This is a genomic window from Negadavirga shengliensis, assembly GCF_042652345.1.
GTDB lineage: Bacteria > Bacteroidota > Bacteroidia > Cytophagales > Cyclobacteriaceae > Negadavirga > Negadavirga shengliensis.
Map to the genome: position 1 here is coordinate 1 of NZ_JBHSJJ010000013.1, position 26,126 is coordinate 26,126.

The 26,126-nt window shown below is 48.4% G+C and carries 19 protein-coding genes; 7 read left to right on the forward strand and 12 right to left on the reverse strand.

Annotation, left to right across the window (positions count from 1 at the left end; all coding sequences use genetic code 11):
- Window positions 1-346: 346 nt before the first annotated feature.
- Window positions 347-808, forward strand: coding sequence for an IS200/IS605 family transposase (gene tnpA, locus ACFPFU_RS18910; protein WP_377066990.1), 462 nt, complete (start codon window positions 347-349; stop codon window positions 806-808).
- Between the two features lie 153 nt (window positions 809-961).
- Here tnpA and ACFPFU_RS18915 read toward each other — a convergent pair whose 3' ends face one another.
- Entirely contained in the window at window positions 962-1,132 is a 171-nt protein-coding gene (locus ACFPFU_RS18915) for a hypothetical protein (protein ID WP_377066992.1), read from the reverse strand.
- A gap of 490 nt (window positions 1,133-1,622) precedes the next feature.
- On the opposite strand from ACFPFU_RS18915, the gene ACFPFU_RS18920 reads away from it, so the two are divergent.
- A complete protein-coding gene (locus ACFPFU_RS18920) occupies window positions 1,623-2,327 on the forward strand; it encodes an outer membrane beta-barrel protein (RefSeq protein ID WP_377066994.1) in 705 nt (234 codons plus the stop codon).
- Between the two features lie 44 nt (window positions 2,328-2,371).
- Here ACFPFU_RS18920 and ACFPFU_RS18925 read toward each other — a convergent pair whose 3' ends face one another.
- The 4 genes from ACFPFU_RS18925 to ACFPFU_RS18940 form a co-directional block, all read right to left on the reverse strand.
- Window positions 2,372-2,599 (reverse strand): hypothetical protein, encoded by a 228-nt coding sequence (locus ACFPFU_RS18925; RefSeq protein WP_377066996.1) that lies wholly within the window; start codon window positions 2,597-2,599, stop codon window positions 2,372-2,374.
- Between the two features lie 662 nt (window positions 2,600-3,261).
- Window positions 3,262-4,140, reverse strand: a complete 879-nt coding sequence (locus ACFPFU_RS18930; RefSeq protein WP_377066998.1) for a hypothetical protein — start codon at window positions 4,138-4,140, stop codon at window positions 3,262-3,264.
- A 2-nt stretch (window positions 4,141-4,142) separates the two neighbouring features.
- Entirely contained in the window at window positions 4,143-7,016 is a 2,874-nt protein-coding gene (locus ACFPFU_RS18935) for a glycoside hydrolase family 2 TIM barrel-domain containing protein (RefSeq protein ID WP_377067000.1), read from the reverse strand.
- Window positions 7,017-7,032: 16 nt separating this feature from the next.
- Window positions 7,033-7,245, reverse strand: a complete 213-nt coding sequence (locus ACFPFU_RS18940; RefSeq protein WP_377067002.1) for a hypothetical protein — start codon at window positions 7,243-7,245, stop codon at window positions 7,033-7,035.
- Window positions 7,246-7,728: 483 nt separating this feature from the next.
- Here ACFPFU_RS18940 and ACFPFU_RS18945 point away from each other — a divergent pair, with 483 nt between their 5' ends.
- Together ACFPFU_RS18945 and ACFPFU_RS18950 are read left to right on the forward strand one after the other, a co-directional pair.
- The gene (locus ACFPFU_RS18945; RefSeq protein WP_377067004.1) at window positions 7,729-7,983 is read left to right on the forward strand and encodes a DUF6364 family protein; all 255 of its coding nucleotides are present in this window, start codon (window positions 7,729-7,731) and stop codon (window positions 7,981-7,983) included.
- Entirely contained in the window at window positions 7,973-8,404 is a 432-nt protein-coding gene (locus ACFPFU_RS18950) for a PIN domain-containing protein (protein ID WP_377067006.1), read from the forward strand. The genes ACFPFU_RS18945 and ACFPFU_RS18950 overlap by 11 nt, the downstream gene beginning before the upstream one ends.
- A 132-nt stretch (window positions 8,405-8,536) precedes the next feature.
- On the opposite strand, the gene ACFPFU_RS18955 is transcribed toward ACFPFU_RS18950, so the two are convergent.
- The 7 genes from ACFPFU_RS18955 to ACFPFU_RS18985 form a co-directional block, all read right to left on the reverse strand.
- Window positions 8,537-10,126 carry a sodium:solute symporter gene (locus tag ACFPFU_RS18955; protein WP_377067008.1) on the reverse strand — a complete coding sequence of 530 codons (1,590 nt, stop codon included), beginning with the start codon at window positions 10,124-10,126 and terminating at the stop codon, window positions 8,537-8,539.
- 481 nt (window positions 10,127-10,607) lie between these two features.
- Window positions 10,608-11,369 (reverse strand): phytanoyl-CoA dioxygenase family protein, encoded by a 762-nt coding sequence (locus ACFPFU_RS18960; RefSeq protein ID WP_377067010.1) that lies wholly within the window; start codon window positions 11,367-11,369, stop codon window positions 10,608-10,610.
- Between the two features lie 77 nt (window positions 11,370-11,446).
- On the reverse strand, window positions 11,447-12,544 hold the full coding sequence (locus tag ACFPFU_RS18965) for a Gfo/Idh/MocA family protein (RefSeq protein ID WP_377067012.1): 1,098 nt from the start codon (window positions 12,542-12,544) through the stop codon (window positions 11,447-11,449).
- Window positions 12,541-14,814 (reverse strand): glycoside hydrolase family 31 protein, encoded by a 2,274-nt coding sequence (locus ACFPFU_RS18970; protein ID WP_377067014.1) that lies wholly within the window; start codon window positions 14,812-14,814, stop codon window positions 12,541-12,543. The genes ACFPFU_RS18965 and ACFPFU_RS18970 overlap by 4 nt, the downstream gene beginning before the upstream one ends.
- 29 nt (window positions 14,815-14,843) lie before the next feature.
- The gene (locus ACFPFU_RS18975) at window positions 14,844-16,727 is read right to left on the reverse strand and encodes a right-handed parallel beta-helix repeat-containing protein (RefSeq protein ID WP_377067016.1); all 1,884 of its coding nucleotides are present in this window, start codon (window positions 16,725-16,727) and stop codon (window positions 14,844-14,846) included.
- A 174-nt stretch (window positions 16,728-16,901) separates the two neighbouring features.
- Entirely contained in the window at window positions 16,902-18,404 is a 1,503-nt protein-coding gene (locus ACFPFU_RS18980) for a RagB/SusD family nutrient uptake outer membrane protein (protein ID WP_377067018.1), read from the reverse strand.
- 21 nt (window positions 18,405-18,425) lie between these two features.
- Window positions 18,426-21,431, reverse strand: coding sequence for a SusC/RagA family TonB-linked outer membrane protein (locus tag ACFPFU_RS18985; RefSeq protein WP_377067020.1), 3,006 nt, complete (start codon window positions 21,429-21,431; stop codon window positions 18,426-18,428).
- Window positions 21,432-21,660: 229 nt separating this feature from the next.
- Between ACFPFU_RS18985 and ACFPFU_RS18990 the strand changes: the two genes are divergently transcribed.
- The 3 genes from ACFPFU_RS18990 to ACFPFU_RS19000 all read left to right on the forward strand — a co-directional run bounded on the left by ACFPFU_RS18990 (window position 21,661) and on the right by ACFPFU_RS19000 (window position 26,090).
- Entirely contained in the window at window positions 21,661-22,620 is a 960-nt protein-coding gene (locus tag ACFPFU_RS18990; RefSeq protein WP_377067022.1) for a DUF1259 domain-containing protein, read from the forward strand.
- A 738-nt stretch (window positions 22,621-23,358) separates the two neighbouring features.
- Window positions 23,359-24,729, forward strand: coding sequence for a chromate efflux transporter (chrA, locus tag ACFPFU_RS18995; RefSeq protein WP_377067024.1), 1,371 nt, complete (start codon window positions 23,359-23,361; stop codon window positions 24,727-24,729).
- Window positions 24,730-25,169: 440 nt separating this feature from the next.
- Complete coding sequence (locus ACFPFU_RS19000) at window positions 25,170-26,090, forward strand: helix-turn-helix domain-containing protein (RefSeq protein WP_377067026.1); 921 nt, start codon at window positions 25,170-25,172, stop codon at window positions 26,088-26,090.
- Window positions 26,091-26,126: the final 36 nt, after the last annotated feature.

Here is a 26,126-nt window from a genome sequence, read left to right on the forward strand (position 1 = left end):
TGAGCTGGATTTTAGTCGGATATCCCATATCTAGTCATATAACTAGATATAAAAATCAATAAAAAAGACCACAATTCCAAATTGCAGCCTCTTTTTATTTTATGTCTAGTAAATAGCCAAAGTCGAGAACCCGGGAATAAATTCCCGGGATGGAAAATCAACCGGAAAACCAAAAGTGCCGTAGGCACGGCCGATAGGTTAAGCCGAAAAGACATGGCGTCCTGCGCATGGTGAAAAAAGAGGTGTATCCTTTACAATATCCAAAAACCCAACTATATTTATAAATCCAACTGTTTTTCTTTTGAAGCCGGCAGTATAAAATTTTTGATCTCAACTTTTAAAAAATATGGCAAATACCTATCATCAAATTTACATCCAAACTGTATTTGCGGTAAAGTACCGTAAAGCGACAATAGAGAAATCCTGGCGTCCAAAGCTAATGGCGGTAATCGGGAACCTGATCAATGAAACCGGTTGTAAAACCATAATCGTTAACGGTGTACATGACCATGTTCACTGTTTCTTCGGTCTGAATCCGGCATTAAGTGTTTCGGATATTATAAAAAGTGCCAAATCGAAATCTTCAAAGTGGATAAATGAAAAGGGCTTGTGCCCCAGTCGCTTTGAGTGGCAAAAGGGTTATGGAGGCTTTTCCTATAGCAGATCCCATCTAGAATATGTGTACAGGTACATCCAAAACCAGGAAAAGCGACACCACAAACAAACATTCAAAGAAGAATATTTGAAGTTATTGGAGCGCTTTGGAATCGAGTTCGACGAAAAATACTTATTCGATGATTTGATTTGACGGGTGTTTTCCATTTTATCAATTGAATGGATCAATATAAAGGTAGTTAAGGTATCTTTTAAATATCCCGAAAATTGACACCAATTGCTAAGGTAGAAAGATGCTTTATTTGAGGGAGTCTTGAGGATAGGTCTATGAAAATTCGTTTTGTCTTTAGGTCTGTTTTCGCACAAATGCCTGGTTGCCATAAACCGAAGTAGTTTTCCCAACATCCATTGGGAAGACTGTGACTGCTGTCCGGCGGGAGGCGAACCTTCCGGTAAGTAAGGTAGCTGTGGTCTGTAGGATGGATTTTGTGATTTGGACAGGTTTTTTATCGTTCATGCCTACGGCATTTTGCGGAGGGTTAGGGTTTTCTCTCTTTCCTTGGGTTGAAACCCAAGGTTACAGGATGTGCCATGCCTACGGCATTTCTGGGGGGAGACCATGCCTCCGGCATTTTGGGAGTGGGCTGGCGGGATTAAATTAAGTGCCCTGCCTGCGGCCTTATTTGTGTTAGGGACCTCCGCATTGTGGAGAGTCAAATAAGCATTCATTAACCAAAAAAAGCTCCGTTAGGAGCGGCCGATGTTGTAATCCAGGAATTCATTCCTGTGATCAAGGGTCATCGATAGCAGCCAAAGTGCCATAGGCACGGCCGATAGGTTCAAAGTCAAAAAAGTTGTCGTCTCCAGCCCATGACTTTACACAGAAAAACAATCTCGGCCATAACCACAAAAAAGAAGATCCGCCACAAAACTCACCGCTGCCGGCAATCCACTTGTGTCATTTCTCCCAAATTTTCCGTACAGGTTATAAACTAACCTTTAGCGTAATGAAAAACTATACCCAAACTAACCCCAAACTGCTGATCCTTCTTTTTTACCTTCTGTGCGGTGGCGCCGCCCATAGTCAAAGCCATCCCGAACTGATCCTCTCCAACCAATCAATCCGTCTAGGGATATTCTATGTCCAGGACCAGCCCAGGGGTTCTGACCGAATATATATACAAGAGGGGATAGGATACCATAGGGACTTCAATCAATTTAACTTCACTACAGGGATCAGCATGGAATATTTTGTAAAGGAGAGATTCAGTCTGAACTCAGGCCTGGCTTATTCAAATAGAGATTTTACTATAGAACCTTTCTGTTATTTATGCACGTCGTTACCCCAAGCCCTATTAATTGACACCTTCAGGATTCCATACGAAACTGTCAAACTTCGGTCATTGGAGATCCCACTAACCGGGAGATATTATTTTACTCGGTCCAAGTTCTCACTTTTTGGTGAAGGAGGTCTGGTGAATCAAATCGTCCTTGAAAAGCAGCACACAATATGGGCCGACACTTGGCCAATCATTGCACGCAACTATGCGCTGAGTGGAAGAGTAGCCGCCGGAACAGAATACAAGGCGGGAAAAAACCTGGGTATCCAGTTTTCAGCGGAATACACCCGCTACATCACCAACCTGTACACCTCGGCTGACTATGACTACAGTGTCCTTGGTTTCAGTTGGGGGGTGGTAAAGGCATTTTAGCTTTACCCAAATCCGCCATTCAGTTGGAAAGGCTATGTGGGATGTCAGGCGGGTGGGATGACTGCCGGGAGGTAGGGTAGGTAGCTGTGGTCTGTGGGGTGGATTTTGTGGTTGGGCAGGTTTTTATCGGCCATGCCTACGGTATTTTTTGGGAGGGTTAGGGTTTTCTCTCTTTCCTTGGGTTGAAACCCAAGGTTACATGACGTGTCATGCCTACGGCATTTCTGGGGAGAAAGGTGCTTTTTTGTTTTGGGCAGGTTTTTATCGGCCATGCCTACGGCATTTTTTGGGAGGGTTAGGGTTTTCTCTCTTTCCTTGGGTTGAAACCCAGGATTACAGGATGTGCCATGCCTACGGCATTTCTGGGGGGGACCATGCCTCCGGCATTTTGGGAAGAGGTCTGGCGGGATTAAATTAAATGCCCTGCCTGCGGCCTTATTTGTGTTAGGGACCTCCGCATTGTGGAGAGTCAAATAAGCATTCACTGATCAAAAACAGTTCCGTTAGGAGCGGTTGAGATGATAACTCATGGTTCCCGTATTTAAAACCCAAGGTTATATGATGTTGTCTCGGCCTGTAGGAGTAGCCCAAAGGGTAAACCGGTTTTTCCCATGCGTTGAAACTAAAGTTAAATAATGCCACCGTACCTTTTGCAGCAACATCATGTGGATCAGAAAGCGGCCAGGTATCAAAAACAGCTCCGGTAGGAGCGGATGATGTTGTAACGCGGGAATAAATTCCCGGGATGGAAAATCAACCCGGAAAACCCAAAGTGCCGTAGGCACGGCCGATAGGGTTAAGGCCGAAAAAGATACGATGCCCTGCTCACGGTGGTAAAAGATGAATAGCCTCTATTATCCCAAAATAACCCAACTGTATTTAGTTATCGATTCCTGATATTAACTTTTAGAAATGGGGCAAACAGCGATCACTGTCACTGGCTTCTCCTTCTTCTCTTTGCCTCCTCCCAGCATTCTCCGGCAAGCTCCTTGTATAAGAGCGCCTGTTCCCAACGATCGCCTTCTTCTTTTACTTCTCCTGTTGCATCCTTAAAGGTCCTGGCATAATATATATCCGCCTGCAACAACTCCACCGCAAAACATATAAAGTCACCCGGTTTGGCCGCATCCAAAAAACCCTGAAAAGAGCGTATCCACATCTCCTTGAAATGGTCCACGTAGGTTCTTCCATTTCCGTCCCCTATATCCAACTGGATGCAGCCCGGGTTGCCGATACGGGCGTGGATAAAACGCACCCTTTCGAAAACCGGGGCAATAAACGCCCACTTGTTTTCGATACCGCCATACACCATTTCCTGACCTGTATACCAATGGGAAAAATCCCCGTTGAAGCGGATCCCGGGAAATCTTTTGACCAACTCCACTGTCCGCCACATATCCTGGGTGATGGTGGCCCGGTGGGTTTCTATGTAAATGGGAAAGTCATGAGCGACAGATTCACCACTGATGTAATCCACCAGCTCATCCACTTCGTTGTCACTTTCCATGCCCCAGCCTACATGCAGCGTGGCACAATCATACCCTTTTCCTTTCCATACTGGCAATAAATCCTTCAGTTCGCCCTTCGTGTTGACCCTCGCATGAGCGGTGAGCTTCAGTCCCAGCTTTTCACAGTACTCCGGATGGCCGTCCTGTATGCCTTCAAATCCGGCCGCTTTGATGGCCTGGTGTTTTTCCCAATCGTCTCCTAGCGGGCCTCTGGAAAAATCCGGGAGGCCGTTGCAGCCTCCGTAGTTCATGTCTATCCTCAAATAGGGTTCGCTGGAGGTCCCGTCGTTACAGTTTCTGACCATGTTTATTTCGCTTCAAATTTAAAATACAAAGTATGGGAAGTGGGCCCGCTGATCCATCGGGGGCGGGAGGAAGGACCCACGAGGTCGGTGGCATTCACCTTGTTCCGTACGGCAGGGATCACGTCAAAAACCCCTATACCCGTTTTTGGCAGCGTATAAAGCAACTTATCCCGGCCATCCCGAGGAGTATAGACGCCCAGGTAAGTGTCCGGTTTTTCATTGGCGATATGAATGGTGCCTTCCTTGGTTTGAAAAGAAGCCCATTGCCAACCGTCAAAATATCCCTTGAATTCGGGATAAATAAAGGTCTCCCCTGGAATCGGGTCGTTGTAATCATTTTCCCAAATCCCGAGCCGGGTGCCGTGCAACCTGTTTTGCCATACCCTGTAAGGGCCCTTGCCCAACCACCTGATCGCCTCCATTTCCTCTTCCGGGTAGTCAAAATCCACACCGGCCAATTCCACCACGCCGTCGTATTGATAGGTATAGCCCAACTGTAGCAGTCCCCCGGGGTGAACCGTCCAGACCACTTCGCTTAACGGACCAAAATACCTGGCCTTCACTGCTACCTTACCATCCTGCTTTTGGATGGAAATTTCCTCCAGATACTGTTTGTACTCAATTTCCTTATACACCCGGTCTATGCCTTTGTCCGCCTCAGGATCCACGGTACCATCCAATGTCCTGTCACCCCTTCTGGCAACAACAAACCTGGGACCACCCCTAAAGGCCATTGGCTTTCCCGATTCTTTCAAAGTTTTAAGTTGCCCGTTTGTTTTGTCAATCTGCAGTTCCAGATCACCAGCCTTGACGGCAAAAAAGCCGTCGGTCTCGGAAAACTCCGGTTCCCCTTTTCCGGCACTGAGAAATGCGCTGTCTTTTTCCCAAGTATAAGACCAGGTCCAAAGTTCACGGCCTTCCGGGTCACTGACTCCGACATGCAGCACATCCGCATCCTGCCAGTTGGACGGTAAAGCAACTTTTATTTCTCCCGCTCCATGCGCCGGCACATCAGGTCCGCTGAAACGGCCTTCTTTGATGGTTTTTGAGCCAGCTTGGTCTAAGGGACCTCCAAAAGAGGTAAGAGACCATTCAAACACGCATTGGTTCAGGTTGGTGACATCAAACCGGTTTTCCACTTTGATGGTGCCGTCAAAATCCAGGGGAAGTTTACCGGGACCCAGCAGCATCACCGGTGACCAGACTTCTTTAACGGTATAAAAGCTCCCTTCTTTTTCATGATGGGGGCCGACTATTCCGTCCGCTGCGTAGTTGCCCTGGTTGTCTATCCTGCCGTCCTGATCGGTACGCGCGATGCCCTCGTCGGCAAACACCCAAAGAAACCCTCCGCCTATCCGGGGATGTTTCCGCATCAGTTCCCAGTAGTCATGTAATCCGGCTCCATGGCCGCCGTCGTACAAACCATGCAAAAATTCCGTTGGCATATAAATATAGTCCCCCCGCAGGTATTCCTGCGTTTCCCCATAGGAACGGTAATGCATGGTTTCTATGCCGCTTTTCATCTGCTGGGGATGCAGGACAGGCCTGTCCTGCGGATCCCATCTTCCAAATTCATCATCCAATGCAGGGTTCCATCCTCCCTCATTACCGTTGTCCCAAAAGATAACACTGGGGTGGTTAACGTCCCGGGTGACAAGGGACTTGACCAGGTTCCTGCCCACTTCCTCATCATAGTGACCATGCCATCCACCCAGTTCGTGCAGCACATAGAGGCCCAATTCATCACAGGCATCCAAAAATTCGGGATCGGAAGGGTAATGAGAAAGCCGGACGGCATTCATGTTCATTTCCTTGATCAGCTTGGCGGCGTTGTAGTTTAGCTCCTTGTTGAGTGTGCGGCCGGATTCGGGCCAAAAACTGTGTTTGTTCACCCCTTTGAGGATGACCCGCTGGCCGTTGATGTAAATCCCGTCCTTTTCCCTCACTTCCATGGTGCGGAAACCAAAGCGGTCATCAATGGTGTGCAACAGCCTGTCTCCTTCAAAAAGGGAAAAACGGATATGGTACAGGTTGGGCGTTTCCGCTGTCCAGATTTTTATTTGTGGAAAACTGGCCTTCAGTACGGTTTTGTCACTGCCCGATCCAATCTTCTCTTCGATCACACTGCCCACGGTCTTTCCTTCGGGGTCTGTAACCTGGGCTTTTACCGTGAGGGAATTGGGTATTCCATCACCCAGATAAACCTCCGCCAAAAAGCTGCCGTCAGCCTTGGCGTCTATGGCCGTCCGCTCAATAAACTTTGCCGGCACGGCCTCCAAAAACACCGGTCGGAATATTCCTCCAAAATTCCAGTAGTCCGCACGCCGCTCGGCCAGGTTCACACTGGCATTGGAAGACTCCTTGCTTACGGTGACCTCAAGCAGGTTTTCCTCGCCAAACTTGACGATTTCGGTGACGTCATAATGAAACCTGTAAAAAGCCCCCTGGTGTTTGGATCCGGCTGACCTGCCATTGATGCGTACCTCGGTGTCGGTCATGGACCCGTCAAAAACTATCCTTATCTTGCGGTTTTCCCAATCTTTGGGTACCTCAAACCGGTATTTGTAATGCCCTGTCTCGTCCGCTATGCCCTCAGGGTGGGGCTTGCCATAAAACCTGATGCCGTATTGGTATTTTCCAAAGCCTTCCTGCTCCCACACGGAAGGCACATTGATGGTGGTCCATTCCCCGCTGTTCCGGCCGCCGGTAACCATGAATTCCCATTCTTTGGTGTCTTGGTAACCTGTGCCCGACAGGTATTGGATGATGGTTTCGGTTTCCTGTGAAAAAGCTTCCGTCATGGGCAATACCCAAAGCATCAATAGCGCACTCAGCGTACTGTTAAGAACATTCTGTGTCAATTTTGTTCTGGTCATTCTATTATTTATGTATTTAAATCTCTTCCAAAACTGCGTCTTTGAACATAAATCCCCAACCCGGACGCTCATGCGGAACCGCATGGCCATCCACGATTGACAGCGGGTGATCGATCAGCGGATCGATCCAGTCAAACGACTCGGCGCCTGCCGCGTTTGGAATGGTACATAATAGGGGTGCATCGTAGTCTTTATAGTAGCTGTATTGTTTGATTTTGTTTTTTTCCATCAATCGATAGCGCTCTGTTGTACTGCTTAATTCCTGCCGGGGGCTGGATTTTCATCCCTTAAGGATGATCTTCGACCTACTTTATCGCAGCGGTTTTACCCACCATCCGACACGCGGCTTTAGAAACCGTTAAATCTGGGGGATTTTTATGTTTTTTTCTTCCTGCACCTACCTGCCTAGACAAAAGCCACGAATCCGCCACACGGCGGACATGTTGCACGAATTATTTATTTCTTTTTGCATTCCGGCTTTTTACCCACTGGGTGTAGGTCTGTGACTCAACACTCCTATCCTATAAAATTATAACTCCTATGTGACAATCGGGAAAAAGAACCGGCATTACAAATACCTACGCTTTGTTTTCAGAGAAATTCCAGGGATGTAGATGCAATCGATACCCAGTAGGATAACGGTTTCTAATTCTGGAAAAAAACACGTGTTGCAAATTTAAATATTAACACGTATTTTTATCAAAAAAGACGCATGAATACTAAGTTGACATTGACGATTGAAGAAGAAGTCATTCGGATCGCTAAGGAATATGCCAGGGAGAAGGGACAAAGCCTCTCCGAAATGGTGGAAAATTACTTTAAAATGATTACTGCTGACAGAAAACAAATCAAACCTAAAGCGCTTTCTCCAAGAGTAAGAAGATTAAGAGGGATAATTAAGGCCAACGAAGAAATTGATTACAAAGAAATACTGACAGAAGAGTTATCAAAAAAATATGACATCTAAATTGTTTATTGATTCAGACGTGGTCATTGATTTTTTTACGGACAGAAAACCACACGTTAATCCTGCAAGCGAACTATTCGAACTCAGTGAAAAGGGGGATGTAATATTATATTTATCTGCAGTAAGCATAAACAATATCTACTACATTGTGAGAAAATTTTTAGGACATAGAAAGACGCTCGATGTGATTGAAGAATTGACAAATATGACAGAAATAGTTGGAACAACGCAAAAAGAAATCATTCAAGCCCTTAAAAGTGAATTTGCGGACTATGAAGATTCCGTCCAACATGCTTCTGCACTGACCATCGAAGGAATAGATGCTATCATCACCAGAAATGTAAAGGACTATAAAAACTCGGAAATTGCCGTAATGACTCCGCTAAACTATCTCAAAATGAGAGATGAAAACGAAAGCTAAAGATAAGAACTTGGCATAATCCTAAAATAATCCGTGTCAATCCGTGAAATCTCCCGAATCCCTTTGACAGGGTCCGGGGCAGGCGTGGACAAAAAACTAACGCCACCGCTTTTCCACAAATCAACTTCCCCTTTACCCGTGCCCGTTGAAAACCAGGTACAAGACCACCATCACCACTACCAGCACTCCCCACAAGTACTTCACCTGCCTGGAAACAGGCGGTAATATGCCGAAGTCCAGCACGGACTTGCTTCCCTCTCCTTTCTTATGATCTACAAAGGAGACCCCTACCAAAATCCCCGAAAGCGCCACAAACAGGTAAAAGGACAGCAGCAGAAAGTGGGGCCAGAATCCGTAAACCTCATTGGGCAACACCCACAGGTACATGATGCCCGTTCCCAGGCTCAGGGCGGTGCCGTAGGTCAGGATGATATTGGCTGCGCGGCTGCTGGCTTTCTTCCACAATACGCCAAACAAAAACACCACAGACATGGGCGGGGCGATGAAGCCGAGCACCGATTGGAACACGTCAAAAAGATTCAGGCCCCGGATGCTGTCGATGGCCAGGGTAATGAAAATGGCCAAAACAGCTCCCGCCACGGTGACAATTCTCCCCACCCTCACCACCTGTTTTTGGCTGGCTTCAGGCCTGAATTTCTTCACGTAAATGTCTATGGTAAACACCGTGCTCAGGGCGTTTAGTGCGGAATCTATGGTGCTGACCAATGCCGCGATCAACACGGCCATCACCAGCCCGGTCATACCCACGGGAAAAAGGTGGGTAACCATGGTCATATAGGCATGGTCCGGGTTTTCCAATTCAGGAAAAAGGATAAAACAGAGGACCCCCGGAATGATAAACAAGGGTACGTCCAGAATTTTCAGCCAGCCTGTGAAGTTGGCGCCGAGCTGGCCTTGTTTCAGGTTTTTGGCACCCAAAACCGACTGCACCATGGACTGGTCCGTGCACCAAAACCACACCCCCATTACGGGATAACCCAACAAAATCGCGATCCAGGGATAATTGGCGTCATCCAGGGGCAAAAACAGGTTCCAGTATTCGGCAGGCGTCTGGGCCAACATCGGTGGGATGCCCCCCACACGGTTCAGTCCCGTGACGGCCAGTACCAATGAAACCACGATCAGCAGAATCATCTGGAACACGTTGGTATAGGCAATGGCCTTGAGGCCGCCGGCAATGGTAAAAAACGCGGCGATGATGATCAACAGGATTACCGAAAGCCACATGGGCAGGCCCAGGATCTGCTGGATCAAAATCCCGCCTGCAAACATGGTAAGGGAAAGCCAGCTGATCAGGATGGTCACGATGGTGTACCAGGCCAGGGTATTTCTGGTCCTGTCCCCAAAGCGTTTGCCCATAAACTCTGGCAAAGTCTGCACCTTCGCCCCCAGGTACCGCGGGGCAAAAACCACAGCGAGCAGGAGAATGAAAATAAAGGCGTACCAGGCAAAATTGCCTGCCACCACCCCCGTGGTATAACCGATGCTGGCAGAGGCGAGCAACATGGACGGCCCCACATTGGTCCCCCACATGGTGAGGCCTATACTGGGCCAGCCCAGGGAATTTCCCGCCAGGAAGAGGTTCTCACCGGCCTTTCTTTTCTTCTTGAAACTGGCCCAATACCCTATGCCTATCAGCACGATCAAATAAATACCCACCACCACAAAATCCCATGCTTGCAGTGTTTCGTATATTTCCATTCGTTTTTTTGTTATTGTTTTTACTGTGCCTATTTTGCTATTCGTAAGTAATTTGGGAATGGGGAACAGGGAACCGGCCGGAAACTTCTATTCACTTTTCCCTATTCACAAAGTATTCAGGAAATGGGGAACGGGGAACAGGGAACCGGTTGAAATCCTCCCATTCACTTTTTCCTATTTACGCAGTATTCAGGGAACGGGGAACAGGGAATAGGGAACCGGCCGGAAACTTCTATTCACTTTTCCCTATTCACCATTTACGCAGAATTCAGAAAAACGGGAATAGGGAACGGGGAAAAGGGAATCGGCCGAAATCCTCCCATTCACTTTTTCCTATTCACGCAGTATTCAGGGAACGGGGAACAGGGAACAGGGAATCGGCCGGAAACTTCTATTCTCTTTTCCCTATTCACTATTAACTGAGTAATCAGGAAACGGGGAACAGAGACCAAGGGATACGCAATCGATCGAAATCCCGCATTCACTTTTCCCTATTCACTACTTCTTTTACCCTCTTGCCATCCACCACAAAAGGATCTGCCCAATAAAGTGGCTCCTCACCTTTCATGATAGGCTCTGCAGAATATTGGATCAACAATACCCTTCTGGCCTGGTTGGTGAAGTTAGAGCCGCTTCTGTGAAAACAGGTGCTGCTGAACAGGGCCACATCACCTGCCTTCATAATGGCAGCTACGCCGGGATTATCTCCAAAATAGCCCACTTTGTCATTGGTACCTTCCTGCAAAACATGTTCTATCCTTTTTTTTGTGCCGGCCTCCTTATAGGGAAGCAAATATACGGTCCCGTTTTCCTCTGTCACATCGTCCAAAGGGCACCAGACAGAAAGATAAGGCTTATGGTCAAAATCCAGGTATCCGGAATCCTGGTGCCAGGAAAAGGTCATGCCCTTGTCGGCAGCTTTTACCACAAACTGTTCCAAAAACAAATAAACGTTCTCTCCCAGTATTTTGCGGGTAATTTCCTCCAGTTGTTTGCTGAAAATCAAGTCCTGCATGGTCTCACTGTCCTTGTACCTCAAGGCTATAAAATAACGCTTCCCCTTATGGTTGATTTCATCCACCTCCACGCCCTTGCGCTCCATTTCTTCATCCTTTTCCCTCATAAAACGGTGGCATTCTTCTCTTAGCCTTTGGATTAATTCGCCGGGAATCACGTTTCTGACAATACAGAAACCCTCTTCCCTGAATTGGTCTAGTTGTTCTTCTGCTATGATGCTTTTCATTTTTTTCGGTGTGTTTTATGTCAATTCCTCTAACCTCATCTTCCTGTACTTTCCTTGGTCAAACCTTGGTCTGTTTTTCATAGTATGTCCAAAAGCGCGGTCAATCCATATTCCCTTATAGTTTCTTTTACTTTCTCGGGCCGCCCGGAATGAAGCGATTTCTCCATGGTTTTCAGCAAGGCAATGGTCCCGATGCCTTCTCTCAGGTCAGGGTAGGCGGTGAAACCTTCCCTTATGCTATCCGCGAAATGCTCCAGGTAATTGTTATATTCTCCGGCATGATGGCTCTTGCCTTCAAAGCGGAAATAATGCTTGGATTTATGCTCCCAGGTAATCACCTGTTCTTCGCCCCTATTGTCCGTCATGGCATAGCGGAGTTCCATGTAATCTCCCTGGCTGCAACCTCTGGTCCCCCTCAGCACACAGCTCATCTCCGAATCCCGCATGGCTGGCTGCACGGGACTCGAATAAGCCCCCGACACCCTGGCCACCCTGCCATCCACGGACTTATAGATAAAATGCATGGTATCCTGGTTTTTCAATCCTCCGGCACGGCCATTGGGACTCAACATGCCGTATCCCATTACCTCCTCTATTTCCGGCAAGTACCATCTGATAAAATCGACAGGGTGGCTTAATCCTCCAAACAACCATTTGAAGGCAGGTTCCAAAGCCCAGGGTTTTTCCAGAAACCAGCGGTGGTCGGCATGATAATAAGCCTCTACGGTCACCAGTTCCCCTATCAAACCTCTCTCAAAATCTTCCCGCTGCCTTCTCATCGGCTCAAAAAAACGGCTGCTCTGCCCTACAAACAACCGTTTACCCTTTCGTTTTTGAAGCTGCAATAAATCCGCAGCTTCTTTCAGATCGTCCAACAAGGGTTTGGTGCAGACGACGTGTTTATCATGTTCCATGGCCATTCGGATATGCGCCGCATGCAATTTGTCGGGCGTGTAAATGCCTATCGCGTCAATCTCCGGATTATGAAGCATGTCCTCATAGCAAGTGGTGTAATGGGGAAAGTCGAATTCCTTTGCCCTTTGCCTGCACAGGCTTTCGTTTTGATCACATATCTGTATTAAATCTATTTTTGGGCTGTTCAGGGAGGCGGAAATGGTACTTCTGCCTTCTCCCAGTCCCAAAATGCCGAGTTTCAGCCTTTTATTCTCCATCATTCATTCGCTTCAAGGTTCAATAGTTTCCAAATTCCGTCAAACGCATGATCAAACATTACCTTCCGGGTTTGGCTCATGTCCATGTCATCCGTGCAACTGACCCCATCCAAATAAAGGGGCAGCTCCGCTCCCTGTTTTATCCATACGGGCATGTCGCCCAATGCTTCGTGATGCTGTTTCAGCCATTTTCCACCGTTATAAGTTTCCCCCGAAAAGAAGTGGACCCATTCCCCTTTGGGCAGGTAGATGTCCCTCCGGTTTTCTGCGTTCATGACAGGGGCAACCAGAAAATCGTCCCCCAAGTAATATTGATCATCGATGTGCCAGCATATCTTATCATCGGGATGATGCATCAGCAAAGCCCTCAGGACGGGATAGCCGGTTGTAACGGTTTTTTTGCTTTGTTCCAGCAAATAAGGAATCAATGCATACCTCAATTTCCACCATCTTCTCACCAGGGCTGCTATATTGGGGTAGTGGTAAGGTTCCCGCTTGGAAGTGCCGTGGTAGCGAATATGAGAGGTGAACACGCCGAACTGCGTCCACCGCATATAAAGGTCATCCGGAATCACTGTGTTCATAAAGTCAGGAACACCATGAAAACCGGGGACATCATGGCTCCAGAATCCGAATCCCGAAAGGCCCAGATGCAACCCGCCTTTCAGGGTCCCTGCCATGCCATCCCAGGTGGCCGCCGCATCGCCTCCCCAATGCAGGGGAAACCTTTGACACCCCGCCCAGCCCGCACGGGCCCAGATGATGCCATCCCCGGTCACCTCCTTCGTCACTTCAAAAGCAGCCTTTTGATAGAGAAAACCATAAATATTGTTGAGGTATCTTGGTTCCATGCTGTGGTATTCCGCATCCAAATGGATCTCTTCTCCAAAGTCGGTTTTGATGCAGGCCACGCCCATCTCCAGCAACTCCCTCAACAGGCTTTTGTACCAGGCCGTGGCCTCGGGATTGGTAAAATCTATGGTGCCCGCGTAATCCAGGGCGCTGAAGTTGGAGCCCCCCTGTTCCCGGGTCGTTTGCACTCGGCCTATGTATTTATTCTCTTTGGCCAGGTCATGTTGCTCGGCTTCCGCGGCGATGTAGGGCATTTGCCAAAGACTGACCCGAAAACCTTTCTTTCTTAATTTCTTTACAAACTCCACCGGATCCGGGAATCTTTCCGCGTTGAATTTCCATTCACACAGCCAGTCCGTACGAAACCAGCCCGTATCCAAATGGATCACATCACATGGATAATCTTCTTTTCGCAGCCTTTCACATATTTCCTCCACTTCAACGGCCGAAAAGTAGGTCATCCGGCTCATCCAGATCCCAAAACTCCACAACGGCGGCAGACTGGGGAAACCGGTGAGTCCCCTGTAATGATAGAGTATTTCTTCGGGTGTATCCCCGCCTATTAGAAACAAATCCATGCCCGGCTCCTCCGCCAAAAGCTGCACAGAGCGGGTGGAATGGTCCGCCAGGGACAATTTGGAAAAGGCAGTGGTATGCAGAAATGTTCCGTACATTTCGCTGGAAAGATAGAAAGGGACATTTTTGTAGGTTCTCCGGTTGTTGACCCCTTGCCCGTCCTGGTTTTTGAGCTGGACAGTCTTGCCGGAAAGGTCCATTTTGGCAAAGCGCTCTCCGGTTCCCACGAATTTTTCATCCGGTTTGGCGTGGAAGGAAAGCGTAGAACTGATAATTTCTTCCCCTTCAACAATATAGGCCAAAGCCATGGCATCGTTTCTGGCCGGAAAAAACTGGTCATAGGCGTGGATACGCACAGCTTTTTTGCTGTCCGGATAAAATACAGCTTCCAGTGATTCCTCAGGCGGGGGGAGCAGGTCGCTCCAGTGGTCCTTAGAAGCTGGCTTGAAATCAAACCTCGCCCGGATATTGCCGTTCGCGTCGTTCACCAACCAATGATTCCGGTGCTGTTCCACAATCAAAGGAAGGGACTGCTTTTCAATATCTTCCTGCAACATGGCGGATTCCTTCTCTGAAAAACCCTCCAAATCAAGGGTCAGCCTCAAAATCTTTTCACCATAAGCCTTGATCTCAAGCGTTTGTACTGCGCTTTCCACTTCGGGGTCGGGCGCCAAATCATTGCCAGGCAACTGGCATTGGAAAGGGAGGTGGATAATTACCCCGCCGTTCTTTTCCTCAAAGCCAATAGGTCTACCCGCTTTCCACAAACGCCTCTTGGTTTTATCCGGTGAAACCGTCGGATCAAAATCCAGAAAATCAAACAATAGGTAGTTGGTCTGCTTCATGCCTCTAAAAATCCTTATTGGTTCAAAAACTAGTTGAGGATATCCCGATAGGCTTCCTGTATGCCTGCTTTGTCTTTGATCTCCTGAGAAACTTCAGGGCCGTTGTTCTCCCAATGCACACCGGGACCCGGCCTATTGGAAAAGAACTTGTCCCTCTCCGTCCAATTGTCCACGATCCTGATATAGGAAGAACCTTCATCCAGGTAAATGTATTGGTGATGATGTGGCATATGGGCATAAGGCGCATCCATCAGGTCATAAATGCTGTTTCCGCTAATTTCCATATTGGGCTGCGCGGAAAGGGTATATATACCGCCTACATCGTACATCTGCTTGGCAAAGCGATGGATCTTATTGGCATGCACCCTGTTGTTTTTGGCGGCACTGAGGGTACGCGTCCAGCCCCATCCTACGCAAATGCCGGAATAGTTCACATCCCGAACTTCATTGTGCTCAACATTCACATCATGGGCATAGCCTATGCTGATTCCCACACAGCCCCAGTCCTCGTTGGTGGCGTCTTCTATCAGATTGTTGGCGATGTGGACATGGCCGACAAGCTCCCGCCTGTCACTGGGATCGTAAGGAAGATGGGCTTCAAAATCGGGCCCTCCGAAAAAACCGGCCTGGATGGCAGTACCACCTATGTCCTGAAAAACATTTCCCACGATGCGGGTATGAGAAACACCTTCTACCAAATCCAATCCGGTAGCCGCCGTATGTGTAAAGCGGCATCTTTCGAAACCAAGATGAGAAGCATTGATGACGGAAACCATCGCCGGTTGCCTGTCTATCCATGCCTGGTTTTCCAGCCACTCCTTATCGGGTGTACCCGGTTCGGCCAATTTGTAAGCATCCAAGAGATACCAGCCGGCCTGCAAAGGCACATGTCCTGCCAGAGAAGGCCTCAGCCAAGTGCTGTGTTTGAAGCCGATTCCTTCAAACCCGACATGCTTAACCGGCAAATCCCGGTGTCCTGCTACCTGTACTACTGTTTCCAGGTTAGGAGCTATCACTTCCACACCTTCCATATTTTCTCCCTCCCTGGGCCAGTAATAAAGCTTGCCGTTCTTCTGATCGGCATACCATTCCCCGGGTTGGTTGAGAAGTTCCGGAGCACCCACGAAAAAAAAAGCGGAGTTGCCGTTGTACTCATTGTCTTTGTCTATAAAAGGAGCAGGCCATGGATGCTCAAATTCGATCAGGCTCTCCGGCTGATGGAAAGTGATTTTTGTTTTCCCGCCAACTTCCTCCATTGATTTTACCCGCAAATTGGCAATCGCCCACCATTGGTGGATGACAAATTCCACCCCATCCAAATCGGCAAACCTAAAAGCAGGTGTTGGTATCCACATTTCCTGTTTCTCTTTGTCCACCGACAGTATCCTGTCCAATTCCCCATCATTGAGATTGGAGGCCCTTTGCGCTTTTTGGCCGTTTACCCAAAGCTGTCTGAATTCCAGCCTTCTTCCGCCCACCACGGGACTGGGTGCTTCCCAAAGATTACCCCTCGCGGCCCTGGGAACACCGGGCAGGTTGGCCCGGCTCTTTTTCCAGCCCTGTATTTTTACCCCGCCTGAAAATACCGGCTTTGCTCCCGGGGCCGCTTGGATCAGGGTGGGACCTGATGAAGTACCGGAATCCTCGGGTCTCAGCAAAAGCGGACTGTCAAAAAAATAGGTTCCCTCGGCAACCATGATCTTCACCCCTTCACGGACAGACGAATCGTTTAACCTTCGCATTTCCCTTGCTTTTCTCAAGGCCATTTCGACAGTGGCCAATGGAGCGGCTTTACTGCCGGAATGGGAATCCTTGCCTTCAGGAGCGACCCAAATCTCCGTGGCCTCCAAAGAAAAGCCCGAAAACAAGATCAAAATAAGTGTAGAAGAGACGATTTTATGGTATTTTAACATTTTTTTGACATTATACATGGACACCAACAAAATTTACTTGGATAAAGAACTTTGTTGAAGGCTAAATTTGCAAATAAATTACGGAGTATTGCCGGTGCTGCCCTCCTGTACTTTCCGGTTTTCGCCGTGCAAAAACCCATACAGCCTGGTTTCCCAGGCTGTATGAACAAACTATCAAAAACCTGGATTTTGGTCCAAATTGGGATTGGCAAGAACATCGGCGGGAGGTATGGGATAAACCAGGTACTGTGGAGATGAAGGCGCTTTAAGGTGCCAGGCATCCAAAAACTTCCCATGCCGGACCATATCCTGTCTCCTATGGCCTTCCCAGTAAAGCTCCCTGCCTCTTTCATCAAGTAAGAGGTCAAGGTCAACGCCCGACAGAGGCGTGGCATTTCTGTTTTCCCTGATCCCGTTGACAATGGCCAAGGCTTCAGCGCTCCTTCCCAATCTCAGCAATGCTTCGGCTTTCATCAGCAGCACATCGGCATACCTTAGCAGCACCACATCATTTCCCGCGGCACCCGGATGGTCGTAATCGGGTATATATTTGACGGGCCGGTATCCATGCCAGAGGGTGGCGCCTATGATGGTGGGCACCTCTTTTGTAAAAACCACCCCCGGAAGCGGCTGACCATTGGGACCATATTGCTGGCCGGTAAGGAACCCTGCATTGTATCCCCTTGGCGTAGTGATGGGGTGGTCATAATATTTCCTTATATCACCATCCTCGAAAAGATCATACAGCTCGGGAGTAGAGCAGAACCCGTTCCAGCCTCCTCCGTTGGGCAGCGTCATTTCCGTTGGGAATATGGCGTGCCACCATACCCACAAGGAATGGGACCGCACACCGGCGTTTCCCTCTACGGTAAACAGCAGTTCGGTAGACGCCTGGTTGTTATCCGGACCAAAGCTGTCCCAGTAAAACCCCAGGGATTTGCCTTCAATTTCATCTGCATACTGAATGACTTTTTGCATATCCTCGTTGGCAAACTGGGGGTTTTCACGATTCGCATACACGCCTCTGTTCAGATAAAGCCGGGCCAGCAGCCCCCTGGCCGCATTTTGATTGGCCCGGTAGGCGGGGGCAGTAGCGGAAAGCAGGGGCAACGCCTGTTCTACTTCGCTGATGATAAAGTCGATGGCCTCCTGGCCCTCCAGCACCGTGGAGGGCTCCAGCAGGTTATCCCCAGGTTCCCGAAAAGGCACCTTTGCGTAAAGGTCCAGAATACTGTGCATAAAAAAGGCCCTTAGAAACCGCGCCTCAGCTTCCAGTTCAGGACTCGGGTTAAAAGACAGGACATTGGTGGCATCAAAAACCCCCTTGCTCAAGCCGCTCCAAACGGATTGCAGGTATGGATTTTCCGGCAGCCAGGTATGGGTATGCAGTTGCCGGTAAACGCCGCCGTTGTCCCAGCCGGAGGGGCGGGAAGGCACAATGGCCCCATCCGCGCTGACTTCCTGCAACAGCCACACGCTTCCCGCATGCTGGATATACCTTGAATCAAAATCCCTGTACACCGTTTCCATCAGGGAATTGAAATCCACATTGGCCAGCAAGAACTCCCTGGCCTTGTCAGCCGGAAGATCAGAACGCAGTTCCTCATCCAGATCGGTACAAGATAGGGCCAACATCACTCCAATGAGGCCTATATATTTGTTCTTGAAATTTTTCATGGTCATGTCATTTTAGGATTTTTAAAAGGATGCACTCAGTCCCAACATAAAGTTTCTGGCGGGAGGATAAGGAATGTATTCTATCCCAAATGAAGGCACGCCGCCCACGCCCCTGTTGGTGTTTACTTCCGGATCGAATCCGCTGTAATTGGTCAGCAAAAACAGGTTCTGTCCTGTCAGGGACATCCGGATATTGCTGAATGTATTTCCCACAGGGCCGAAATCATAGGAAACTGTCGCGTACTGCATCCTCAAAAAATCGGCTTTTTCCAAAAACCGGGTGGAAACCACGTTGGCATTGCCCAGGTTTTCATTCCCCAATCCAATTGTTTCCGAGGCATTCCTGCCCAAACCCAGATTGGCGGCAGTAATCACCGCATTGGCCGTGTTATTGTAAACCTGGTGGCCGAAAGCGCCATTCATGCTCATGGAAAAATTGAACTGCTTGTAATCCAAGGAGGTATTGACGCCTAAGAGGAAATTGGGGTTAGGGTTCCCCACAAACTTCTCCCCATCCGAGTATTGGGCGGTACCATTTTCATCAAATCCTAGGAATTCCAGCATCTTGAACACATATAGTGGCTGCTCATTTTCCAACCTCTGGGAATTACTACCCCCTCCCAGTCCGTTGCCGTTGATCTGACCGGTGAGCACTGGGGCACCTGTGTAATTGGTCAGTTGGTTTCTCAGGTAAGTGGCATTCAGCCCTATTTCCCAGCTGATGTTCTGGCTTTCCTTCACCACGGTATTGAGCATCAATTCCAGGCCGTTGTTCCGGATGGTTGCGGGCAGATTGGTCCAATACTGGGCGGCGGGAGCCGGCTGGATCGCGGGCAACTGGAACAAAAGGTCTTTGGTAGCCTTATCAAAGTACTCTATGGAACCGGACAACTTGTAGTTAAAGAAAGAAAAATCCAATCCCAGATTATAGGTTTCCGTGGTCTCCCACCTGAGGTCAGGATTGGCCACATTCACCAAAGACAGGCTTTGCAAACCAAAAGCATACCGGTCCTGAGAGGCCCCTGCAGGGAACTCCTGGTTACCCGTCTGCCCCCATCCAAACCTCAGTTTCAGGTTGCTGATTTTTGAGGCTGCCGGGATAAAATCCTCTTCACTGATCACCCAAGCGCCCGCGAAGGAAGGGAAATAGCCGTACTTGTTGTTTTCGCCGAACTTGGTGGAGCCATCCGCCCGCATGGTGCCTGTCAACAGGAATTTGTCCGAGAAGTTAAGATTAACCCTTCCGAAATAGGATTGGATTTGGTTGGTGGGGTCTCGGTAGGAATTCACGCTCACATTATCCCTGGAAGGATTCTGAAGGATGTCAGTTCCGCGTACGTCAAACATGGTGAATCCCCTCGCAGTGATATTGTGGGTGTAGCTTCGGTAATCCTGCAACTCATACCCCCCCAAGGCATTCATTCTCAAGTTGGCAAACTCCTTGTCATAGGTCAAAGTATGGGTGATTGTACTGCTGTTGAGTTGTGAGGTATTTACCACTCCTAAGCCAAGATCGGTTATGGTACTGAGAAAAAGATCGCCAGAAGTATCCACAGTCCTGTTTCCTTTGACATGGTTTACCCCCACGTTGAAGCGATAATTCAAGCCCTCCACTATTTTATAAGTCAATCCCAGGCTCCCCAAGACACTGGTGATGTTGCTTTGGTCATGATAGTATGCCAATAAAGCCATGGGGTTGGTGGGCAGGCCTGCCACATTCCTGCCGTTTTCCTGATAAACCCTCTGTACAAAATTGCCCTGGGCATCCCTAAAAGGCACCGTAGGGTTCCACTCGATGGCGTTTCCCACCAAACTGCCGTTTACATTCGAGTTTTCTGCAATGGGCGCCCCATTCTCCACATTGTTGTTGGCAATCACGCTGATATCCAGTTGCAACCGATCATCCGGCAAAAATTTATAGTTGGAGTTGTAACTGGCCGTATATTTTTTTATACCTGACCCGCTGATGATACCCTGTTGGTCATGATAACCTGCGGAGAGTCTGTAGCTGCTTTTGTCACTGCCCCCTGTGACGGAAAAGTTAATGATATTGGTAAGGGCGGTACGGGTAATGGCATCGAAAGCATCTACTTCGGTGCCACCGTCGTAGTCCTGGAGCTCCCGGTGGATCAGGGCCTGCCGGAATGTCTGTCCATCCATAATATCGGGTCTTCTGGCCAAAGTACTGACTCCTGACTGCACCTGCAGGTTCATGGTTGGGGTACCGGCTTTTCCTTTTTTAGTGGTGATGAGGACCACCCCGTTGGCACCTCTGGAGCCATAGATGGCCGTGGCTGAAGCATCTTTTAGAATATCGATGGTCTCTATGTCATTTGGATTCAGGAAGTTCAGTGGATTGGAACCTTCCGTAGTCCCCAGTTCACCCGCAGTGGCGCTGGGCTTGGTATTTCTTCCGTCCAAAGGGACCCCATCCACCACAAAAAGGGGCTGGTTTCCCGATCTGACAGAAGAAGCCCCGCGTATCCGGAAGGTCACTTCGCCACCGGGAGCGCCGCTGTTGTTGACGATATCCACGCCGGCCACTTTTCCTTGGATCATCTGGTCCGGGGAAACATTTATCCCCTTGTTAAAATCCCTTTCACCCACCCGGGAGACGGCTCCGGTCAAATCCCTTACCCGGGCGGTTCCGTATCCCACCACGACAACTTCCTCCAGGTTTTGGAGGTCCTGATCCAGGAATATCTCAAAATTTGACTGGTTTCCGATCTCCAATTCTTTGGTGATATATCCTACAAAGGAAACCACCAATACCGCTGCATCATCTTCCACGGTCAACTGAAAACTGCCATCCACATCCGTCACGGTGCCGGTATTGGTCCCTTTCACCATGATGGTAACGCCCGGCATTGAATGGTTCTCCGAATTGTCTCTCACTACCCCTTGGATCACCCTTTCGTCATTCTCCACATACCGGAGCTCCGGTTGGCGAAAGGCCGCTCCCCAGAGAAATAATGGCCACCAACCTATCAATATTGCCGGGGCCAATAAACGTATAAACTTGTTCATATGGTTTGGTTATTTTGGTTTAAACACAGTCGATACTCTTCAAAATGATATATAATTATTTATAAGTAAACTGAAACAAACCTAGCAATTGTATGGAATACACATTATTAAAATTGTACATCGGTCAATTTTATAAAATAATTGTTGACGGAATTAAAAAGTCAAACAGCATATTCATTCGAAAACCTTTACCTTAGATAGATCAACAGACCATAATAAACCCAACGTCATGAAAATTCAACACGTATATCCCGGTATTTTTGCCGCCTCATTTCTCCTGTTTTGCCTTGGGGGCTGCGGTGAAAAAACCACGCAAATTGGAGAAGCCGGCCATGATACGGATGCTCCACACGCTGCCCCGGTAAGCAACTTACAGCCCTTGGATATTCCCGCGATAGAAAAAGCCATTGGCTTAAAAGGTGAAGAAAGCCATGGTGAGTACAAAGTCACCGTGCCGCAGAATGACCTTGATATCCGCGTGGACGGTTTCAAGATTATTCCACCTATGGGTTTGGGCAGTTGGGCGGCTTTTGCCCCATCCCCTCACGGCGCCATGCTTATGGGTGACATTATAGTGACGGAAAAAGACCTGGGGCCGGTGCAGGCGGAAGTGATCAGCCAGGGCCTGACCATCACCGCCATTCACAACCACTTTGTGAGAAACATCCCGAACGTCATGTATATGCATATAGGCGGCATGGGTGACGGCGAAGCCTTGGCTAGGAAAGTGAAGTCCGTGCTGGATAAGATAGAGGAAGTCAGGGGCAAAAACCCGTCAAGCGGCCCAACTGACGAAGTTGAAAACACATTGGATACGGAAAGTATTTCAGAAATCATAGGACACCCGGGATCAGTCAGCCGTGGCGTGTATAAGATCACGATTGGAAGACCGGACGTCAACCTGTTGGAACACGGAGCGCCTGTCAGCACATTTCTCGGTTTCAATACCTGGGCCAGTTGGCAGGGGACACCTGAGAAAGCGGCTGTGGCGGGAGATTTTACCATGTTGGCCCATGAGGTGGAAAATGTGGTGAAAGCCCTGATTGAAAATGGCATTGAGGTGGTGGCCCTGCACAACCATATGGTGCACGAGGAACCGAGGATATTCTTTCTCCACTACTGGGGAGTAGGGCCGGCCGAAGATCTCGCGCGAGGCTTGAGGGCTGCCCTGGATCAAACAGGGAAATAAAGCATTATTTGACCTGATAGGAAAAAGGCTGTCCCGATTTCACTCCCGGGACAGCGCTATTATATGTTCACTGGGCTTACCGGTCGAAACTCCGGAACTGTTAAGTCAAGGATCAATTTTTGGGATTGACCAATAAATTTATTGTCCGCGGATCCCGATCCGCCGGCTGGCGGACGGGACAGGTTTACACAGCCCACCCGGCCAATACCGGGGAATTAGTACGAAGAACGAGATTATATGAATAAAATTATTATTTGGGAAGCCGATTCAACGATCTGAATCATTTTATGAAATTCGTGTCAACCGTGCCTCGCCTGCCCGCCTCCCGAAATCGTACGGAGGGCAGGCAGGCGGGTCAGTGGAATCGGTGGACAAAAGACTCTCGGAAATCAGCAGTTTCACAAGCTGACAAGGCGAAATATTTGATTTGACGCTACTCATTTTTAAACTTATTCTCCATCAGGTTTTCTTTGAACAAAGCTTTTGACATTCAAGTATTTTATTCAGTTGGAAAAGTCATAACTTGGATAAACACAAAGCTTGACGGGAAAATGGAAAGGAAATACCATGATTATCTTTGTAAGTGGACCTGAAACAGTAGGTCATGGCTTTTTTTTAGACGTCATCCTTGTACTTACAGGGATTGAACGCAATAAAAAATAATCATTGGCGAAGGTATCATTTGGGAAAGCAAGCCCTTCGAGTAAATTTCGTAAATCGACTTTATAATGCTTCTATATGAACCAAAACCCTGATATCTCCCCGGCCGGTTTTTCAGATGTAAGCTTTAGGGAAGCACTGAAAGTCTGGATAAAAGTAGCGCTATACAGCTTCGGCGGACCTGCCGGACAGATTGCCGTAATGCACAGGTTCCTGGTGGATGAAAAAAAATGGATAGATGAAAACCGGTTTTTACATACGCTCAATTACTGTATGCTGCTTCCCGGCCCGGAAGCACAACAGTTGTCCATTTATCTGGGCTGGCTGATGCACGGGTTAAAGGGCGGCCTGGTTGCCGGATCCTTGTTTGTCTTGCCGGGGTTTATTTCCATCCTGATATTGAGCATCCTCTATGCGGAATTCAGTGATGTCACGTTGGTACAGGCTATATTTTACGGCATCAAACCTGCCGTGATGGCCATTGTGGTACAGGCTGTGTTCAAAATCGGGAGCCGGGCGCTCAAAAACGGCGTGATGGTTTCTTTGTCCGTCCTCTCATTTATTGCGATTTTCTTTTTTGATATCGCTTTCCCGTTGATCGTTTTGACAGCGGGATTGACAGGCCTGGCCGGCGGAAAAATATGGGAAGATAAGTTTTATGTCATCAAAGGACATACCGTCAGGGAAAACGGGCAGAGCTCCCCGACGGGACATACCATCCGGTCTTCCAGACCTTCCTTTAGAAGAACATTGAAAACCGTCACCGTTTGGCTTCTGATCTGGCTGGTTCCGCTGGCCGTTCTTTTTTTGGTACTTGGGGACCAAAATGTCTTTGTGCAGGAGGGCGTGTTTTTCAGCAAAGCGGCGGTTGTGACTTTTGGGGGAGCCTATTCGGTTTTGGCTTATATCGCACAGGAGGCAGTCCAGACCCATGGCTGGCTGATGCCCGGCCAGATGCTCGATGGTCTGGGCATGGCCGAAACCACCCCCGGTCCTTTGATCCAGGTCGTGCAGTTTGTGGGGTTCATGGGGGCTTATCAGTTTCCGGGCGCCCTCGATCCTGTAGTGGCCGGAATCCTGGCATCCGTATTGGTTACCTGGATGACTTTTGTGCCCTGTTTTTTGTTTATCCTTTCCGGTGCGCCGTACATAGAATACCTGCGTGGCAACAAATCGCTCACCACCGCTCTTTCTGCCATTACAGCCGCAGTGGTCGGGGTCGTACTGAATTTGGGTGTTTGGTTTTCCATCCACACCTTGTTTGGAGAAGTTAGAACCTTTGTCGGTTGGGGTTTGAATTTTGATATTCCTGTATGGGACACCGTCGATTGGTGGGCTTTAATAATCGCCGTTGGAGCATTTGTTGCTTTGTTTAGGTACAAAATCAATATGCTGACGGTATTGGGAGCAAGTGTAGCCCTGGGTATATTGGTTTATTTTTTGACCTAAGTGTATTGCTAACCCAAAACCAGGTTGCGAAGGTTGGTGGTGCTCTTCCTTTATATGGATGATTAAATCAGGTAATTCCTGCTGCGGTAAAACTTCCAAAGCAGTCCTACGGCCGTTACCCATATTTATCTGAATAGTAAACCAAAACGGATATTTGCCATAGATTATATTTTTTGCTGTACAATCCCCAATTGACTATCTTTGGACAACATAACCCCAACTGGGGCCGACCACTGTTAGGTTACCTGTAAATAGGCACGGTGTGCTGGCTGCATCCGTTGTTTCTCAAGATTGGACAGAAGAACTTCAACTGTTTTGGAGGTTGAATGTTTAGGGGAACAAACAACGATTAAACAAACCGCGCCTGCAACAGACCGGTAACCGACTGAACAATAACATGGTTAGAAGCACTGGCAAATCATCCTTAACATGACCCTACTATGAATAACCCAAAATCCGGAGAGTCTGGTATATGGTGGCATGAAGAGAATAAGGGTCCCTTGGAAAAAATTCCCTTTTTCAAGCAATTCGGCAGCATGAAGTTTTCCAAAGTAAGGATGGACGACAACATGCGCCCGCATCTCAATGATGGCATCGAAATCCACTTTATAGAAAGCGGCCGCTACGACTGGGTCTTCGAGGACAAGTCCGTGGAACTCTTTCCTGATGACCTGTCCATCACCGCCCCCTGGCACTGGAACGGCAGCCCTGCCGGCAAAATGGACATGGGACAGATCAACTGGATCATACTAAAGCCCGAAAAATTCAGTCCCGAGGAGCCGTTGGACCTGGGTCTTTGGTCAAATCTCACTTACACGTTCCAGATGAGACTGGGAGAAATGATCGCGGGAGAAAAGGGCATCGTGATCCGAAAGGCAAAAGCTTTCAAAAAGTATTTTGTAGGGATCAGAAACGAGTTAATGGAACAGAAGCCCTGTTATGAAATCATTGTGGTTAACCTTCTGGAAAATCTGTTGATCGACCTCCATAGGCATCTTACCAGCCGCAGACAGAAACTGAATGAGGAAGATTCCTTTATTTATAAGCTGGAGAATATGGTCACGGAAGACCTTACCAATAAATGGGCCGTGGAATCTTTGGCGGAAAATTTCGGCATGGGAAAAACCAAATTCACCGAAAAGGTAAAAAGGCTCACGGGTTATCCGCCAAACAGTTATATCATCAACCTTAAAATAGAAAAGGCCAAGGAAATGATGCGAAAAGACCCTTTTTGCAGCCTTTCTGAGGTGGCCTACAGCTGCGGTTTTTCTTCCCTCCAGCATTTTACCTCCTCTTTTTCCCAAAGGACGGGATCCACGCCCGGCAAATTTCAGGGCGGATCCGGGAAAAGACACTTTTGATGAGGCTGCCTTCCAGGGATTTTCCTGAAAATCCGA